20 protein-coding genes are annotated in these 15,567 nt (G+C 70.1%); 2 read left to right on the forward strand and 18 right to left on the reverse strand.

Features of this window, described 5'->3' with window-relative positions:
• From MKK88_RS22135 to MKK88_RS22185, 11 genes are all read right to left on the reverse strand, one after another.
• A partial coding sequence (locus MKK88_RS22135; RefSeq protein WP_313902341.1) for a 1-deoxy-D-xylulose-5-phosphate synthase N-terminal domain-containing protein occupies positions 1–222 on the reverse strand: 222 nt, incomplete at its 3' end.
• Positions 223–265: 43 nt separating this feature from the next.
• Positions 266–526, reverse strand: a complete 261-nt coding sequence (locus tag MKK88_RS22140) for an exodeoxyribonuclease VII small subunit (protein ID WP_244003530.1) — start codon at positions 524–526, stop codon at positions 266–268.
• Between the two features lie 131 nt (positions 527–657).
• On the reverse strand, positions 658–1,170 hold the full coding sequence (locus tag MKK88_RS22145; RefSeq protein WP_244003532.1) for a tyrosine phosphatase family protein: 513 nt from the start codon (positions 1,168–1,170) through the stop codon (positions 658–660).
• Positions 1,171–1,217: 47 nt separating this feature from the next.
• Positions 1,218–1,778 carry a hydrolase gene (locus MKK88_RS22150; RefSeq protein WP_244003751.1) on the reverse strand — a complete coding sequence of 187 codons (561 nt, stop codon included), beginning with the start codon at positions 1,776–1,778 and terminating at the stop codon, positions 1,218–1,220.
• A gap of 29 nt (positions 1,779–1,807) precedes the next feature.
• A complete protein-coding gene (locus MKK88_RS22155; RefSeq protein WP_244003534.1) occupies positions 1,808–2,422 on the reverse strand; it encodes a DNA-3-methyladenine glycosylase I in 615 nt (204 codons plus the stop codon).
• A gap of 237 nt (positions 2,423–2,659) precedes the next feature.
• Positions 2,660–3,511, reverse strand: coding sequence for a YgfZ/GcvT domain-containing protein (locus tag MKK88_RS22160; protein WP_244003536.1), 852 nt, complete (start codon positions 3,509–3,511; stop codon positions 2,660–2,662).
• A 90-nt stretch (positions 3,512–3,601) separates the two neighbouring features.
• Entirely contained in the window at positions 3,602–3,856 is a 255-nt protein-coding gene (locus MKK88_RS22165; protein ID WP_244003538.1) for a hypothetical protein, read from the reverse strand.
• 171 nt (positions 3,857–4,027) lie between these two features.
• Positions 4,028–4,498 (reverse strand): TIGR02301 family protein, encoded by a 471-nt coding sequence (locus MKK88_RS22170; RefSeq protein WP_244003540.1) that lies wholly within the window; start codon positions 4,496–4,498, stop codon positions 4,028–4,030.
• Complete coding sequence (locus tag MKK88_RS22175) at positions 4,495–4,959, reverse strand: NUDIX hydrolase (protein WP_244003542.1); 465 nt, start codon at positions 4,957–4,959, stop codon at positions 4,495–4,497. The genes MKK88_RS22170 and MKK88_RS22175 overlap by 4 nt, the downstream gene beginning before the upstream one ends.
• Positions 4,956–6,080, reverse strand: a complete 1,125-nt coding sequence (locus MKK88_RS22180; protein WP_244003544.1) for a hypothetical protein — start codon at positions 6,078–6,080, stop codon at positions 4,956–4,958. The genes MKK88_RS22175 and MKK88_RS22180 overlap by 4 nt, the downstream gene beginning before the upstream one ends.
• 17 nt (positions 6,081–6,097) lie before the next feature.
• Complete coding sequence (locus MKK88_RS22185; RefSeq protein ID WP_244003546.1) at positions 6,098–6,820, reverse strand: SDR family NAD(P)-dependent oxidoreductase; 723 nt, start codon at positions 6,818–6,820, stop codon at positions 6,098–6,100.
• Between the two features lie 182 nt (positions 6,821–7,002).
• Between MKK88_RS22185 and MKK88_RS22190 the strand changes: the two genes are divergently transcribed.
• The gene (locus MKK88_RS22190) at positions 7,003–7,563 is read left to right on the forward strand and encodes a carboxymuconolactone decarboxylase family protein (RefSeq protein ID WP_244003548.1); all 561 of its coding nucleotides are present in this window, start codon (positions 7,003–7,005) and stop codon (positions 7,561–7,563) included.
• Positions 7,564–7,874: 311 nt separating this feature from the next.
• Here the strand turns inward: MKK88_RS22190 and MKK88_RS22195 are convergent, their stop codons facing one another.
• The 6 genes from MKK88_RS22195 to MKK88_RS22220 form a co-directional block, all read right to left on the reverse strand.
• Positions 7,875–8,198, reverse strand: a complete 324-nt coding sequence (locus MKK88_RS22195) for an integration host factor subunit alpha (protein WP_244003550.1) — start codon at positions 8,196–8,198, stop codon at positions 7,875–7,877.
• A 155-nt stretch (positions 8,199–8,353) separates the two neighbouring features.
• Positions 8,354–9,361: a beta-ketoacyl-ACP synthase III gene (locus MKK88_RS22200; RefSeq protein WP_244003551.1), complete on the reverse strand. Its 1,008-nt coding sequence runs from the start codon at positions 9,359–9,361 to the stop codon at positions 8,354–8,356.
• A gap of 80 nt (positions 9,362–9,441) precedes the next feature.
• A complete protein-coding gene (plsX, locus tag MKK88_RS22205; RefSeq protein WP_244003553.1) occupies positions 9,442–10,476 on the reverse strand; it encodes a phosphate acyltransferase PlsX in 1,035 nt (344 codons plus the stop codon).
• 252 nt (positions 10,477–10,728) lie between these two features.
• On the reverse strand, positions 10,729–11,106 hold the full coding sequence (locus MKK88_RS22210) for a hypothetical protein (protein ID WP_244003555.1): 378 nt from the start codon (positions 11,104–11,106) through the stop codon (positions 10,729–10,731).
• 75 nt (positions 11,107–11,181) lie between these two features.
• Complete coding sequence (locus tag MKK88_RS22215) at positions 11,182–13,512, reverse strand: xanthine dehydrogenase family protein molybdopterin-binding subunit (RefSeq protein WP_244003557.1); 2,331 nt, start codon at positions 13,510–13,512, stop codon at positions 11,182–11,184.
• Positions 13,509–13,988 carry a (2Fe-2S)-binding protein gene (locus MKK88_RS22220; RefSeq protein ID WP_244003559.1) on the reverse strand — a complete coding sequence of 160 codons (480 nt, stop codon included), beginning with the start codon at positions 13,986–13,988 and terminating at the stop codon, positions 13,509–13,511. The genes MKK88_RS22215 and MKK88_RS22220 overlap by 4 nt, the downstream gene beginning before the upstream one ends.
• A gap of 416 nt (positions 13,989–14,404) precedes the next feature.
• On the opposite strand from MKK88_RS22220, the gene MKK88_RS22225 reads away from it, so the two are divergent.
• On the forward strand, positions 14,405–14,584 hold the full coding sequence (locus MKK88_RS22225) for a type II toxin-antitoxin system prevent-host-death family antitoxin (RefSeq protein ID WP_244003560.1): 180 nt from the start codon (positions 14,405–14,407) through the stop codon (positions 14,582–14,584).
• 494 nt (positions 14,585–15,078) lie between these two features.
• Here the strand turns inward: MKK88_RS22225 and MKK88_RS22230 are convergent, their stop codons facing one another.
• Positions 15,079–15,414: a DUF6968 family protein gene (locus MKK88_RS22230; RefSeq protein ID WP_244003562.1), complete on the reverse strand. Its 336-nt coding sequence runs from the start codon at positions 15,412–15,414 to the stop codon at positions 15,079–15,081.
• Between the last annotated feature and the right edge of the window lie 153 nt (positions 15,415–15,567).

Raw genomic sequence — 15,567 nt, forward strand, 5'->3', positions numbered from 1 at the left:
GATGCGGTCGTCGGGGGTGTCGAACACGTGGTGGAGCGCGACGGTCAGCTCGACGACGCCGAGCCCCGAGCCGAGATGGCCGCCGGTGATCGAGACGGCGTCGATCATCTCGGCGCGCACCGCGTCCGCCACCGCCGGCAGTTCCGACTCGGGCAGACGGCGCAACGCCGACGGGGTCGGGACACGGTCGAGAAGCGCACTCTGCTCGGGGGTAATCGCCACGGCTTCAACCTCTATCGGACAGGATCGGTGCGACGCCCGAGCCTCAGGACATATCGAGCGGGGCCACGCCCTCGGGCCGCCCGTCGGAGCCGAGGGTGATCCGCTGGATCCGCGCCTCGGCCCGCTTCAAAAGCGCTTCACAATGCTTCTTCAGAAGTTCGCCGCGCTCGTAGATCGCCACCGACTCGTCGAGCGCCACGTCGCCCCGTTCGAGCCGGCGCACGATTTCCTCGAGCTGCTCCAGGGCCTTCTCGAAGGGCAGTTCGCTGGCGGCGGGGGCCGCCTCGGGTCTGCTCGCACTCATTCCAGATCCGTCCTTTGAACCGGTTCTACGGTGCCAGCCCCTGCGGCCACAACCCTGGGGACCAGAGCGCCGGGCTGCCGCCGGCCGTTTTGAAGCGGTGCGGCGGCCTTTCCGCCACACCGAAATCGCATTCACGTCAGCGCGAGGCTGAACGGCTCGCCCTCGAAGGCCTCTGCGCCGCGGCCGATCCGCGCGACCGCCGCGACCATGCGGCCGTCGCGTCCGAGCATCCGGTCGGCGATGGCCACGAACAGGGGATTGGGCGTCGCCGAGGGGGAGGCCGCCCGCAGGGCATCGGCGATCGCGTCCTCGTCGCGCTCCGGCGCCAGGGCACAGGCCGCGATGTAGGCCGCCGCGGTCGAGCGGCTGATCCCGGCATAGCAATGGATGACCAGCGGCTTCTCTCGCGGCCAGGACCGGATGAAAGCCAGAATGCCGGCGACGTGTTCCTCAGCCGGCAAAACGTGGCCGTCCCGCGGCTCGGCGATGTCGCTCACCCCGATGATGGCGTGGTTGTCGGCCGCGATCACGGCGGGCCGTTCGAGCGGCGTCCCGACATTGATCAGCGTGAGCACATGGCTCGCGCCGGTGGCGGCGACGGTCTCGGGCAGGCGCGAGAGGGGGCAGACATGCAGGGTCGACATCGTGACGGCGCCTCTGCCGTGCGATCGTGACGGATCGAGGGCGGCCGTCAGCTCGGGTGCAGCGCGCAAAACCGCGCCAGGAACCGCGCCTCGGCCTCGGCGGTGGGCCAGGGCTCGGCGAGGGCCGCGACCGCCCCGGGCAGGTCCGCGGGGGGGCCGAAATAAAGTTCGGCCTCCTCCGGCGCGAAGCCGGCGAGCCGCACGGCCTCCAGATGGGCGGCGGCCCGGTCGGCCTGTTTCACGAGGCCGGCCAGGGCGGGAGAGGGGGCGGGCAGATCGAAGCGGCGGCGCATGGCGTCGAGCAGGCGCAGCTCGACGCCCCGATAGGCATCGCCGATCACGGCCTTCAGGGGCGAAATGATATCGCCGACGACGTATTCCGGGGCGTCGTGGAGCATCAGCTCCAGGCTGTCGGTCCCGCTGCAGCCGGGGGCGAGGTGTCGGCCCACCGCCTCGACCAGGAGGCTGTGCTGGGCCACCGAGAAGACGTGCGGCCCCTGGGTCTGGCCGTTCCAGCGGGCGACCCGGGCGAGGCCGTGGGCAATATCGGCGATCTCGATGTCGCCGGGGGCGGGATCGAGGAGATCGAGGCGGCGGCCGGAGAGCATCCGCTGCCACGCGCGCGGGGCCGGGGCGTTCACCGCGGCCCTCCCAGTTCGGCGCAGGGCCCGTGCCGGTGGCAGCCGACGAGGTGGTCGTTGACCAGGCCGACCGCCTGCATGAAGGCGTGGACGATGGTTGGCCCGCAGAAGGAGAACCCCTCTGCCTTCAGGGCCTTGCCGATCGCCCGCGAGACCGGCGTCTCGGTCTGGATCTCGGCCCGGCTCCGGGCGCTGCCCTGGATCGGCTGCCCGTCCACGAAGTCCCAGAGGAAGCGTGAAAAGCCTGGGCCACGCTCCTCGATCCGCAGCCAGGCGCGAGCCCCCGCGATGGTCCCGGCGATCTTGGCGCGGTTGCGGATGATCCGGGTGTCCTGCATCAGCCGGACGACGTCGTCCTCGGTAAAGCGGGCGATCCGCGCGGGATCGAAGCCCGCGAAGGCCTCGCGAAACCCGTCGCGGCGCCGCAGGATGGTGATCCACGAGAGCCCGGCCTGGAAGCCGTCGAGGATCAGTTTTTCGTAAAGCGCCCGGCCGTCATGCTCGGGCACGCCCCATTCGGTGTCGTGATAGGCGACGTAGAGCGGGTCGAGGCCCGCCCACCAGCAGCGGGGGCAGCCATCGGGATGCGCGATCAGGCCGGTCTCGGACATGCGACCGGTTTAACGAGAACAGGTGCGGAACGCCATCATCGGTGTGGGGTTGCGGAGCCGCTTCGCAGCGCTCTGTGCGCTGGATCCCGGATCAGGGTCCGCTGTCGCTCCACCTGTCCGGGAGAAGGGGCGTCGTAGAACCGAGCGCGACGCCCTTTCCCGGGCGCATGCAGCGCAAGCGGAATGCGACCCGGGACCCAGCGCAAGACGCGCCGCGCGAGCGGCGGCCTTATGACCTCACCCGGCCGCGCTCGCCGCACCCTCCGGCATCGCGAAGGTCGCGTAGCCCGGCCGCTCGAGCCGCACCGGGAATTCGCCCGCGCGCGGCGTCTCGCCGGCGGCCAGCGCGTCACCGAGGCGGTCGATCCGCACCAGGGCGAGGCCGCGCCCTCCCGCGACGCTGCCCGTGGTTCCCAGCACCTTGCCGCCGGCGGTGATCTCGGTGCCCGGGGCGGTTGTGCTCTCCGGGTAGGTGGCCGCCAGGATGCGGGTCCGGGCGGTGCCCCGGTGCTGCATCCGCGAGACCACCTCCTGGCCGACATAGCAGCCCTTCTTGAAGTCGACGCCGCCCAGCTGGTCCATCAGCGCCTCGTGCGGGAAGGCGTCGCCGAACGCGTAGTCGCGCCCGCCCTCGGGGATACCCAGCGCGATCCGGTGGGCGTGGTAATCCGCCTCCGCGGCGTCGGCCGAGAAGGCGCCCTCGGCGGCGTAGAGCCGGGCGCCGAGATCGACGTGGCGGGAATCGGCAACCGCCTCGGCGGCGGGTGGGACCGCACCGTCCCAGGCGGCGGCGACCGCCACGGTCGGATCGGCGGCGATCGTCGCCTGCGCGCGCAGGCGGTAGAGCGTCAGGCGCTTGGCGAGATCAGCGGCGCGATCCACCTGCACGTCGAACCGGAAGCCGTCCGGCGCCCGCGACACGAGGAAGTCGAACAGGATTTTGCCCTGCGGCGTCAGCAGGGCGCCGAGGCGCGCCTCGGCGGGCTGGAGCGTCTCGACATTGCAGGTCAGGACGCCCTGGAGCAGCGCGGCGGCGTCCGGCCCGGTGACGGTGACGAGGGCGCGGTCCGGCAGCAGGGCGACGGGCATGACAGGCGATTCCTCACGCGACGGGGTGGAGCGGGCGAGCCGGGAGGTAGGCGCTCCCCGCCCGCGCCTCAACCGTGCGCGATCAGGACCTCAATGCTGGAGCGCCGTGGTGAAGGCACCTCCGCGGATGCGCTCGGGGAATCCCTCCGCGTAGCGGGCCGTGGCTTCCTCACCGTAGGTCATCACCAGTTCCTGGAAGGCCGCGAACAGGGCGGCCTGAGCCATGCAGTCTCCGTCGAGCCCGTCCAGACAGCCTTCCGCGAAGGCTTCCGAGACGTAACTCAGCGCGACGCGCTTCTCCTCGACATCGACCTCAAGAGGAGCGGTCTGAGAGATGTGCTGCATGACCCGATACTTCCGTTGCGCCGGGCCCAGGACCCGGTGGACCAACGAATGATAGGCGGGTCCCGGCGGCTCGGCCAGCCGGGAATTTCGAATCGGTTAACGCGAGGACTCAAATCCGATGCTTCGCCGGCATCGCGGCGGGGTGTGTCGCGGGCGCATCACCCATCGGCATCACCCCCCGAAACGCCCCGCCAGGGCATGCGACAGCCTGTCGCCCTCGGCGACGTAGCGGGCGGCGGCCTCGTGGGCGGCCGGCGTGCAGACCCGATATGTGAGCGCATAGCCGCGGTAGCCGCGGTTGTAGGCGCCGGCCAGCCGGTCGCGGCGGGCGGGCGTCACGCCCTCGGACTCGATCAGCGTCTTCATGCGGGCCGGCCAGTCCGCAGCGTCCGGCGCCGCGCAGAGGCCGCGCAGGAAGGCGAGCGCCCCGATGATCTCGGACATGCGCATCAGGTCGCGGTCGTAGGGGGCGGGGATGTCGGTGGAGGCGTTGGATTCCTTGGGGGCCTCCTTTGCGGCGTCCTTGGCGGCTTCCTTGGCGGCCGGAGCCGCCCGCCCCGGGCGCTGCTGAGCCAGAGCCGGCGCGGCAATCGTCCCGGCGAGGAGCGCGAGCAGGCACAGGATCGCGGCCGGTCGCCTCACGCGGTCGCCTCCCGGTCCCGCGCGATCCGCGCAAACGCCTCGTGCAGCGTGTCGATCAGGCCCGGCGTGGTCGGCAGGGTGGCGACTTCGTCCAGCGTCGCCCAGCGGGTGCCGAGCGCCTCCGGACCGGCCACGGGCTCGCCGCCGCGCCACAGGGCGGCATGCGGATGGACCACGTAGTGGTGCCGGGCGCGGCCGGCCTCGTCGCGCACGATGATCTCGGTGGGCGAGAGCACGCCGACCACTTCGGCACCCAGGCCGACCTCCTCGGACAATTCGCGCAACGCCGCCTCGGCCAGGGATTCGCCGGCCTCCACGAGGCCGCCCGGCAGGGTCCAGACGCCCCGCATCGGCTCGTTGGCCCGCGCCGCCAGCAGGACCCGTTCGTCCCGGATCACCGCGATCGAGGCGCCCACGAAGGGTCGCGCCGGGAACAGACGGCTGTCGGCTTCCGCGCTCACGGCGTTCCCCCGTCCGGTGCGACGACCGCCACCCGTCCGTCGGCGAGGCCCACCAGCAGCCGCGCCGCATTGCCCTCACCGAGGACGACGATGCCGGTCGTGACGGGCGCGGGCAAGGTCACGCGCAGGCGCTCGTGCAGGGCGCCCTTCGCCGAGACAAGGGCGATCTCGGGGCGACCCGCCACCGGCAGCACCAGCTCGGGCGGCGCACCGCCGGCTGGAGCGGTGACGGCAAGATCCGCATCACCCTCGCCGGCTGCGTAGCCCGCGGCCTCCCCGGCGGCCTCGATCCTGTCGGGTTGCAGCGTCCAGAGCTGGAGACGGCCTTTCGCGCTGACCGTCGCGGCCTGGAGCGTCCCGGATCCGGACAAGTCGGCGATGCCGGCGATCTTCAGGGGCGGGCCGGGCTGCGGCGGCGTGCGCGCCGCGACGCCCCAGCTTCCGTCCGAACTCGCATGCGTGATCAGCGCGAGCCCCCCCAAATCGGGCCCCGACAGAGTCGTTGCCAGCAGGGCCGGCCGGCCGGCGAGGCGCAGCAGGCGCGGCCGGAGCGGGGCGAACACCGCTTCGCCCCCCGCCGGCACCGTCGCGGTGGCCACCGGGACCGGCTTCGGATCGGTGCTGACCGCCATGGGCTGGCGCTCGCGGATGGTCAGGACGGCGGCGGCCTCGCCGCCGGCCGCGGACCGGGTGCGGCCGGTGAGATAAGCACTGAGTGGCCCGGAGAGGGCCCGCCGCGTGCCCGGTAGGGCGCCGCGCGGCGTCTCGGCGGCGCCCAGACCCTCCACGGCCTCGCGCCCGATCGGCTTCACCGCGACCGTGCCATTCGCCAGCGTGAGCACGGCGCCGCCCTCGTCGCCCCAGACCACGGCGACCGGCGCACTCTCCTCGTCGCCGGCCTCATGGCCGGCCTTCGCGCCGGCGATCGGCAGCAGCCCGGAGGTCGCGACCGAGACCGCGATCTCGCTGCGGGGGCCCCGGAGGGCGCGCACCGTGAAGGGCAGATCGAGGACCCGGACCCCGGGCTCCGCCCGGGCACCCGCGGGGGCCACGCACAGGAGCCCGAGCAGGAGGAGCGCCCAGCTCCGCCCGCCCGATCGCGCAGCGTGAGCCGCATCCAAGGGAAAACAGGCGCCGGTCAAACGTGCTGGCCGCCGTTGATGTGGAGTTCGGCCCCGTTCACGTAGGAGGAGGCCTCGGTGCACAGGAAGTAGATCGCCTTGGCGACCTCGTCCGGCGTGCCGAGCCGGCGCTGCGGGATCGCTTCCACGAGCTTCTCGGTGCCCGGCGACAGGATCGAGGTGTCGATCTCGCCGGGCGAGATCGCGTTCACCCGCACGCCGAGGGGGCCGAAATCGGCCGCCATTTCCCGGGTCAGGCCGGCGAGGGCGGCCTTGGAGGTGCCGTAAGCGGCGCCCGCGAAGGGGTGGACCCGCGAGCCCGCGATCGACGTCACGTTGACGACCGAGCCCTTGGCCCGGGCGAGTTCCTCGCGCAGGCCGCGGGCCAGCAGGATCGTGGCGAAGAGGTTGACCTGGAACACCCGCTGCCACGTGTCGAATTCGGTGGCCAGGGCGCCCAGGCGCTCGCCCTCGGAGCCCTTGGGCGAAATCCCGGCATTGTTGACCAGCGCGTGCAGCACCCCGCCCTCGGCGGCGAGGCGGCCCCGCACCTCCTCGACGGCACGCATCGTGTCCTGCGCGTCCGCGAGATCGACCTGGAGATGGTCCTCGGGGCCCATCTCCCAGGGACAATTTTCCGGAAAAGCGTGGCGCGAGCAGGTGATCACGCGCCAGCCCGCGGCCGAGAAGCGCTTCACGGTGGCGTGGCCGATGCCCCGGCTCGCGCCCGTGAGCAGCATGATGCGCCGGCGATCGTTGACGGGGAGGGCCAAAGCCGTAAGCCTCGCTGGCGTGTCGGGATCGCGACCCGGTCGCAGGTCGTGCCGGTGAGCCTGAATGGTCTAGGCGCAGTGCGGTCGGAAATCCAGAGCGTGCTGCGGCGCGGAAAGTGAAGGCGGCGATGGCTGGGGAACGCGACATCATGGACCGCTTGCCGGCGATCCCGTCCGACAGGCTGACCCCGGCACAGGCCGAGGCCGCCGCGGCCTTCGAGGCCGAGCGCGGCGTCCCGGTCTTCGGCCCGTTCGTGCCGCTCCTGCGCAGCCCCGAACTGATGCTCTGTGCAAGCCGGATGGGTCTCTACTTGCGCTACGGCAGCGTCCTGCCGCTGCGGATCAGTGAATTCACGATCCTGATCGTCGCCCGGGCCTGGAGCCAGCCGGTCGAGTGGGCGATCCATCAGCCGATCGCCCTCAAGGCAGGCGTCGCCCCTGAGACCGCGCAGGCGCTGGCCGAGGGGCGCCGCCCCGACACGATGAGCGCCGACGAGACGCTGGCCTATGATTTCTCGAGCGAACTCACGCACAATCGCGCGGTGAGCGATGCCACCTATGCCGCGGCGGTGGCGCGCTTCGGCGAGCAGGGGGTGATCGATCTCACCGGGATCAACGGCTACTACGCGTTGCTGGCCATGACGATGAACGTCGGCCGCACGGCGGTGCCGGAGGGGGCCTCCGCGCCGCTGCCACCGCTGGTGGGATAGGTTTCGCGGATCCTGCGGCCGACGGATGGCCGCAGTTCCCCCTCGCCCCGCTTGCGGGGAGAGGGCCGCGTCTCCCCCATGTCGGGGAGCGCGGCGAGGCGGCAGCCGAAGGTGAGGGGGCGGCTCAGGAGAGTCTCGTCCGGAATCGCCCCCTCACCGCCGCTGCGGCTTCGCCTCCGCTTCCCGTACGGACGACGCGGTCCGTGCGGGCCTCTCCCCGCGTGCGGGGAGAGGGGATACGCGCCTCATTCGGACCAGACGGCATCGCTGTCGCAGGACGTGGCACCATGCCGGTCCGCGCCAAAAGAAACTCACTCGTCGTCGTCGTGACCGTCCGCGCCGTTCAGGCCGTTGATCTTCGCCTTCAGCACGTTCGAAGGCTTGAACACCATCACCTGGCGCGGCTCGATCGCCACCTCGACGCCGGTCTTGGGGTTGCGGCCGACACGCTTGCCCTTGCTGCGCACCACGAAGGAGCCGAACGAGGACAGCTTCACCGTCTCGCCGCTCGCCAGACAGCTGCAGATCTCCGACAGCACCGTCTCGACGAGGGCGGCCGACTCGGTCCGCGACAGGCCCACCTGATGGTAAACGGCCTCGCTCAAGTCGGCGCGCGTCACCGTCTTGCCTGCCATGCCGTCTCCCCCCGCCCGCGTCTCTCGTCCCATGGCGTCGGGTGCGGCGAACCTGGCCGCACCGGATGCTGAAGACGTATCCCTATGATCCGGCACGCTAATCGGCGCTCGGTCCCTGGTCAACCGCGCGGGCGCAACGAATTGTTTCGGGCCCGTTACCAGCGGATCAGCGCCGCCCCCCAGCTGAAGCCGCCGCCGATCGCCTCGATCATCACCAGATCGCCCGTTCGGATGCGCCCGTCCCGGCGGGCCACGTCGAGGGCCAGCGGGATCGAGGCCGCCGAGGTGTTGCCGTGGCGATCCACCGTCAGCACGATCTTTTCTCGCGCAATCCCGAGCTTGTCGGCCGAGGCCTCGATGATCCGCCGGTTGGCCTGATGCGGCACGAACCACGTGAGGTCGTCGGCCGCGAGGCCGGCCTGCGCGAAGGCCTCGACGATCACGTCGGTGACCTGCCCCACGGCGAAGCGGAACACGTCGCGCCCCTCCATGCGGAGATGGCCCACGGTGCCGGTCGAGCCCGGTCCGCCGTTGACGTAGAGCTTCTCGCGGTGCCGCCCGTCCGAGCGCAGGCTGCTGCTGAGGACGCCCCGGCCCTCCGCATCGTCCCGCGCCTCCAGCACGATGGCGCCGGCCCCGTCGCCGAACAGCACGCAGGTGGTGCGGTCCTCCCAGTCGAGGATCCGCGAAAACGTCTCGGCGCCGATCACCAGCGCCCGGCGGGCCGCCCCGGTGGTCAGGAACTTGTCGGCGGTCGAGACCCCGAACACGAAGCCGGCGCAGACCGCCTGCAGATCGAAGGCCGCCCCCTGGTGGATGCCCAAAGCCGCCTGAATCTGGGTGGCGGTCGCCGGGAAGGTGTGGTCCGGCGTCGAGGTCGCGCAGATCACGAGGTCGATGTCGTCTCCCGTCAGCCCGGCATCGTCGAGCGCCGCCCGGGCGGCGCGGGCTCCGAGCACCGAGGTGGTCTCGCCAGCTGACGCGATGTGCCGCTGGCGGATCCCGGTGCGCTGGACGATCCATTCATCGGAGGTGTCGACCCGCTCGGCGAGATCGGCGTTGGTCACCACCTGTTCGGGCAGGCACGAGCCGGTTCCCACCACCACCGAGCGCAGCTGAGGCGCGCGCCGGCTCTGGTCGGGGTCAGTGCGGAGGGTTGCCATCTTTGTCCTTCCCGGACTGCTCCAACATCACAACCGTCAGGTGTGGTACCGGAACAATCCGTTTTCCATCCTGAACGGCATCAGGCCGGCGCCAGGGCCGCCGTCTGGTCGAGCATCTCGCGGATCGTGCGGATCATGTCGTGGCGGGCCATGTCGTGCGCCAGATCGACCGCGGCGGCGAAGCCCTGCGCGTTCTCCGAGCCGTGGCTCTTGATGACGATGCCTTCGAGACCGAGGAACACGCCGCCATTGGCCCGGCTCGGGTTCATCTTGTCCCGCAGGGCCTTGAAGGCCTGCCGGGCGAACAGCGCGCCGATCTTGGCGGACAGCGTCCGGGTCATGGCGGCGCGCAGATAGGTGCCGATCTGCTTGGCGGTGCCCTCGGCGGTCTTGAGGGCAATGTTGCCCGTGAAACCCTCGGTCACCACCACGTCGACCGTGCCGCGGCCAAGATCCGTGCCCTCGACGAAGCCGTGATAGGCGAGCCCGGGGTTCTCCATCTCGCGCAGCAGCCGGGCGGCCTCCTTGACCGCCTCGTTGCCCTTCATCTCCTCGGTGCCGACGTTGAGCAGGCCGACAGTGGGGCGCTCAAGGTCGAACACGATGCGCGCCATGGCCGAACCCATCACGGCCATCTCGACGAGGTGCTCGGCATCGGTGCCGATGGTGGCGCCGACATCGAGCACGATGCTCTCGCCCCGCACGGTCGGCCACAGGCAGGCGATGGCCGGCCGCTCGATGCCCGACATGGTCTTCAGGCAGATCTTCGACATGGCCATCAGGGCGCCGGTGTTGCCGGCCGACACGCAGGCCTGGGCCTGCCCGTCGCGCACCGCCTGGATGGCCTGCCACATGGACGACTTGCCCCGGCCCTGGCGCACCGCCTGGCTCGGCTTGTCGTCCATCGCTATCGCCACGCTGGTGTGGCGGATCTCGACGCAGTCCTTGAGCCGGGGCTCCTTGGCGACGAGCGGGGCGATCACCGCCTCGTCGCCGAACATCAGGAACGTGGTGTCGGGATGGCGCTCCCGGGCCAGGGCAGCGCCGGGCACGACCGTGGAGGGCCCGTGGTCGCCGCCCATGGCGTCGAGCGAGATGCACACGCGTTGGGACATGTCGGTAACGGGTCGCGGGTCTCGGCGGGGGATCAGGCGGGAGAGGTCCCGCCGGGCGCGGCGGACCATAGCGATACCGGCCCGGCGGGCAAATGAAATCGGGCGCGGGACGGTTCCGTTCTCCGCCCGGCGCCTCTTTTCCCCGCCCGCCGGGCGACCCGGGGTGGCGTCGCTGCGCGCGGGGAACGCCGCCACAGGGCGGGTTACGAACCTTCCGAAGCCATGGTTTCGCCCCGGTCGGGCGTCGGCGCCTCAGGGCGCCTTCTTCAACTGCTGCTCGGCCCGGGTGACGGCCGCCTCGCAGCCCTTGGCGTCGCCCTTCGAATCCGCCGTGCGGGCCTCATCGAGGGCGACCTTCGCCTGCTGGGCGGCGTCGGCCCCCTGGCCGGCCTGGGCCGACTTCTCCGGGGGGGCCTCCGGAGATTCGTTCGCCCGCTGGCCCTCGGTGCCGGTGACGCCTTCGCCAGCGCGCTTGGCGGCGTTGCCCTGGCCGCTGGTATTCGCCGAGATCGACTGGCTGACCTCGGACTTGACGCGGTTCGAGAGGCTGTCGATCCGGTCGCCGCACGGTGAGGCGAGGGCGGGGGCCGCCGTCAGGATCAGGCAGGCGGTCAGGGCGCAACGCATCATCGGATCGGGTCTCTTTCCACAAAGAAGGGGCCGCGGGTTCCCCCACGGCCCCAACGTCTCGCGACGGGTGACGGTTCAGGCGCTCAGCTGATCGCGGATCGGCAATTGCCGGACCCGGCGGCCGGTGGCCGCGAAGATCGCGTTGGCAATCGCCGGCGCCACCGGCGGCACGCCGGGTTCGCCGACGCCGCCGAGCGGGCCGTCCCAGTTGCCGCTGGGCACGAGGTGCACGCGGACCACCTTCGGGGCGGCGTCGATCCGGAGGACCTCGTAGCCGTCGAAGTTGTTCTGCACCGCCCGACCCTGCTTGAAGGTGATCTCGGAGGTCAGGGCGAGCCCCATCCCCATGACCACGGCGCCCTCCATCTGCGAGCGGATGCGCTCCGGGTTCACCTGCGGACCGCAATCGACCGCGATGTCGATCGCCTTCACCTTCACCTGACCCTTGTCGTCGACCTCCACCTCGGCCGCCACCGCCGTGTAGGTGACGAAGCTGTAGTGGCCGGCGACGCCGAGGCCGCTGCCCTTGGGCATCTCGCGACCCCAGCCCGCGCCCTTGGCGGCCGCCTCGATCACGCCGCGCAGGCGGCCGGTCTCGATCGGGTAGCGCTTCGGGTCCTCGCCGTAGTTCCAGACGTCGCCGATCTCGGTCGGGCTGATCTTGCGATCGGGGCCGATGAGGTCGAGCAGGTACTCCTTCGGCTCGCGGCCGGCGGCGTGCGCCAGCTCCGACACGAAGGACTGGATCGCGAAGGCGTGCGGGATGTTCGACACCGAGCGGAACCAGCCGACCCGGACATGGGCGGCGGCTTCCGGGTTCTCCAGCCGCATGTTCGGGATGTTGAGCGGCGTGTTGACCAGACCCATCCCGAGCTCGAACGGCAGCTCGTGCTTCGGATCGGGCGCGAAGATCGAGCCGATCGTCGGCGCCACCGAGCGGTGCAGCCACGCCACCGGCATGCCCTTCTCGTCGAGGCCGGCCTCCAGATGCTCCACCGAGATCGTGTGGTAGAAGCCGTGGTGGAGGTCGTCCTCGCGGGTCCAGGCGAGCTTCACCGGCGCGCCGCCGACGGCCTGCGAGCACAGCGCCGCCTCGACCACGTAGTCGGGCTTAGACTTGCGGCCGAAGCCGCCGCCGAGCAGCGTCACGTTCACCTTGACCTTGTCGTCGGGCAGCTTGAGCGCCTTCATCAGGCGGTCGTTGGCCGCCTGCGGACCCTGGACGCAGGCCCAGGCCTCGCAGAACCCGTCCTTCACCCGGGCCACCGCCGCCGGGGGCTCCATCGGCGCCTGGGCAAGGTGAGGCACGAAATACTCGGCCTGCACCTTGGTCTTGGCCTTGGCGAGCGCGCCGTCGACGTCGCCCTGGGTGCGCACGACCTTGCCGGGCTTGCGGGCGGCGGCCTCCAGCTCCTTGCGGAACGCGTCGGTGTCGTAGCCGGCGTTCGGGCCGTCATCCCAGGTGATCTTGAGGGCGTCGCGCGCCTTCAGGGCCGCCCAGGTGTTCTTGGCGACCACCGCGACGCCGCCGAGCGGCATGAACTCCGTGGGAATCGGCGTGGCGTCGATCTTGAAGATCTTCACGACGCCCGGGACCTTCTTGGCCTCGCTGTCGTCGAAGGACTTCACCGTGCCGCCATAGACGGCCGGCCGCGCGACGACCGCGTACAGCATCCCGTCGAGCTTGGTGTCGAGGCCGTAGATCGCCTTGCCGGTGGTGATGTCGACATTGTCGATCAGCCCGATCTTGCCGGTGCCGATATAGCGGAAGTCCTTGGGGTCCTTCAGCTTGACGTCGGTGGGCACCGGCAACTCGGCCGCCGCCTGCGCGACCGCGCCGTAGCCGAGGGTGCGGCCCGACTTGGCGTGGGTCAGGGTGTGGTTGACGGCCGTCACCTCGGTGACCGGCACGCCCCATTGCTTGGCAGCGGCCTGGATCAGCATCAGCCGCGCGGCGGCGCCGGCGTGGCGGAAATGCTGGAAGAAGTGGCGGGTCGAGCGCGAGCCGTCGGTGTCCTGGTTGCCGAAGCGGGTCTCGTCGCCCCAGGCCTGGACCACCTTCACCTTCGACCAGTCGGCCTCCAGCTCGTCGGCCACCGTGAAGGCCACCGAGGTGCGGATGCCCTGGCCCATGTCGGAGCGGTGGTTGGTCACCGTGACGGTGCCGTCCGGCGCGATCGCAACGAAGACCTTCGGGTCATCGCGCCAGCCGTGCGGCATGCCGTCGGCGCCGAACTTCTGCTCCTTCTGCTCCTTGGTCTGGGTCTCGTCGGCCCGGGCGGGGCGCAGCGAGAGGGCCAGCACGAGGGCGCCGGCGCCACCGAGGATGCCGCGGCGGCTGACGTTGTCGAGGGTCGGCTTGGTGCCGGCGGCGAGCTCAGCGCTCAGCTTGGCGTCATGGATCACAGGCGCTCTCCCTTGGTGGCGGGCGCCGTCTGACCGGCGGCCTGATGGATCGCGGTGCGGATGCGCGGATAGGTGCCGCAGCGGCAGATGTTGCCGCTCATCGTGGTGTCGATGTCCTCGTCGGTCGGCTTCGGCGTATCCTTCAGGAGCGCCGCCGCCTGCATGATCTGGCCGCACTGGCAGAAGCCGCACTGCGCAACGTTCTGCTCGCGCCACGCCACCTGCACGGGGTGGTTGCCGTCCGGCGACAGCCCCTCGATGGTGACGACCTCCTGGCCGGCCGCCGCCGAGACCGGGGTGATGCAGGCGCGGGTCGCCGCGCCGCCCAGATGGATCGTGCAGGCCCCGCAGAGCGAGACGCCGCAGCCGAACTTGGTGCCGGTGAGGCCGAGCTCGTCCCGCAGGTACCACAGCAGCGGCATGTCGGGGTCGCCGTCGAAGCTGCGCGCAGCCCCGTTCACGGTGAGTTTGATCATCGTTGCGTCCTGTCTGGCGGCGCCGGAGCGGCGTTCAGTCGGGTCCGAGCCGGGCCTTGCGCCAATACCGGCTTTGCCGGCTCACGTTCACCGATGCGGGCACGCCGCCGGGCGAACGCTCAAGCTCAGAATAATAAGTATTCTAAGGCAGGCGGCGGGCCGGGTGCAACGCGGGGGTGAGGCGGGTCATCCCTACGTAGCTGCGCTCAGGGCATGACACGTGCGGTGGCGCACATGAGTCGATCGAGCAACGCTCGGTGATCGTGCTCCGGCCCGCGGCGCTCGCTGGTCCACCGCGCCGCGACGCGGTATAAAATCAATTCCGCGGTCCCACACCTCGGATTTCGATTGATGGACACGATCAGCCTCGCGGATGCGGAGACACAGCTTGGCGTCCTGATCGACTGTGTCGCGCGGTGGGCGGTTCGGTCGCGATCACCCGTAACGGCCGTCCGGTTGCGCTTCTGACTCGCACCGACAGCCCGTTGCAGCCCATCAGCCTTGACGCCCTTCGGGCGGTGACTGCCGCCATGCCGGAGCAGGGTGAGAGTGCCGAATTCCTCACCCGCACCATGCAGGATGAAGACCGCTATTGAGGTCGTATGTCGACATCTCGGTCTTGGTCTCGGCGCTGACCAAAGAGACCCGGACTGCGGATGTGCAAGCCTGGATGGCGCGTTAGAATCCAGGCGACCTCGCGATCAGTCCTTGGGTTGTGACTGAGTTCTCGGCCGCTCTCTCGATGAAGATCCGGTCCGGCCACCTCGGGCTGGAACATCGGGCAGCGGCCCTGTCAGCCTTCTCCCGGATCACGTCGGAGTCGTTTCATGTGCTTGCGGTCTCTCCGATCAGGATTACCGGGTTGCAGCTCGGTTCGCCAACCAAGCCCCGCTCGGAGTGCGAGCTGGCGACGCGCTGCACCTTGCTATCGCGTTCGAGGCCGGCTTGGGCATTGCAACCCTCGATCGCAAGCGCGCCGAGGCGGGGAGCGCTCTGGGTGTGTCGATGGTACTGCTGTTATTCAAGGCGCCCCTCCCGGAGACGCCCCATGCCAAGTCAATCAGCGAGATAAGCGGATCCTGCCGTCTGCTCACCCCTCGAAAGTTTTGTCCGCTCCAACCAAGAGATAGCGGCCGTTTTTCGGGATAGGAAAGCCGTATCCATCGCCCGGCTTCTCGAACACTAAGATACCGGCTTTGTGATAAGCGCTGCCGTAAAGCTCAATGCCGATTTTCTGCAAAGTTAGATGAATAGCCTGCACAGAATCAACGCCTGCACCAAAACTATCTCGCACGGCATCTGGCCACCCGATAGTGTAGCGGCAAATCCACATGCCATCGAAAATTTCCGGAGCGCTTATAGATATCTTGCACTCCTTAGCTTCCGTGCCAGTTTGGATTGAGAGTGATCGCTCTGCAATAATCATGATCTCACCATTAAAAATTCAATGGAGGGATTGGGTGACCATTCTCGCATGCGACCAAGCGGACCATTGCTTGCGCATAGCAAGACTGAAGGCCAGTAAATTTGCAAACGATCAAATCGCGCCGATTCATTTCTGCGCATTCCTCTAGCCGCC

It is taken from the genome of Methylobacterium sp. E-005, from assembly GCF_022829725.1.
Taxonomy (GTDB): Bacteria; Pseudomonadota; Alphaproteobacteria; order Rhizobiales; family Beijerinckiaceae; genus Methylobacterium.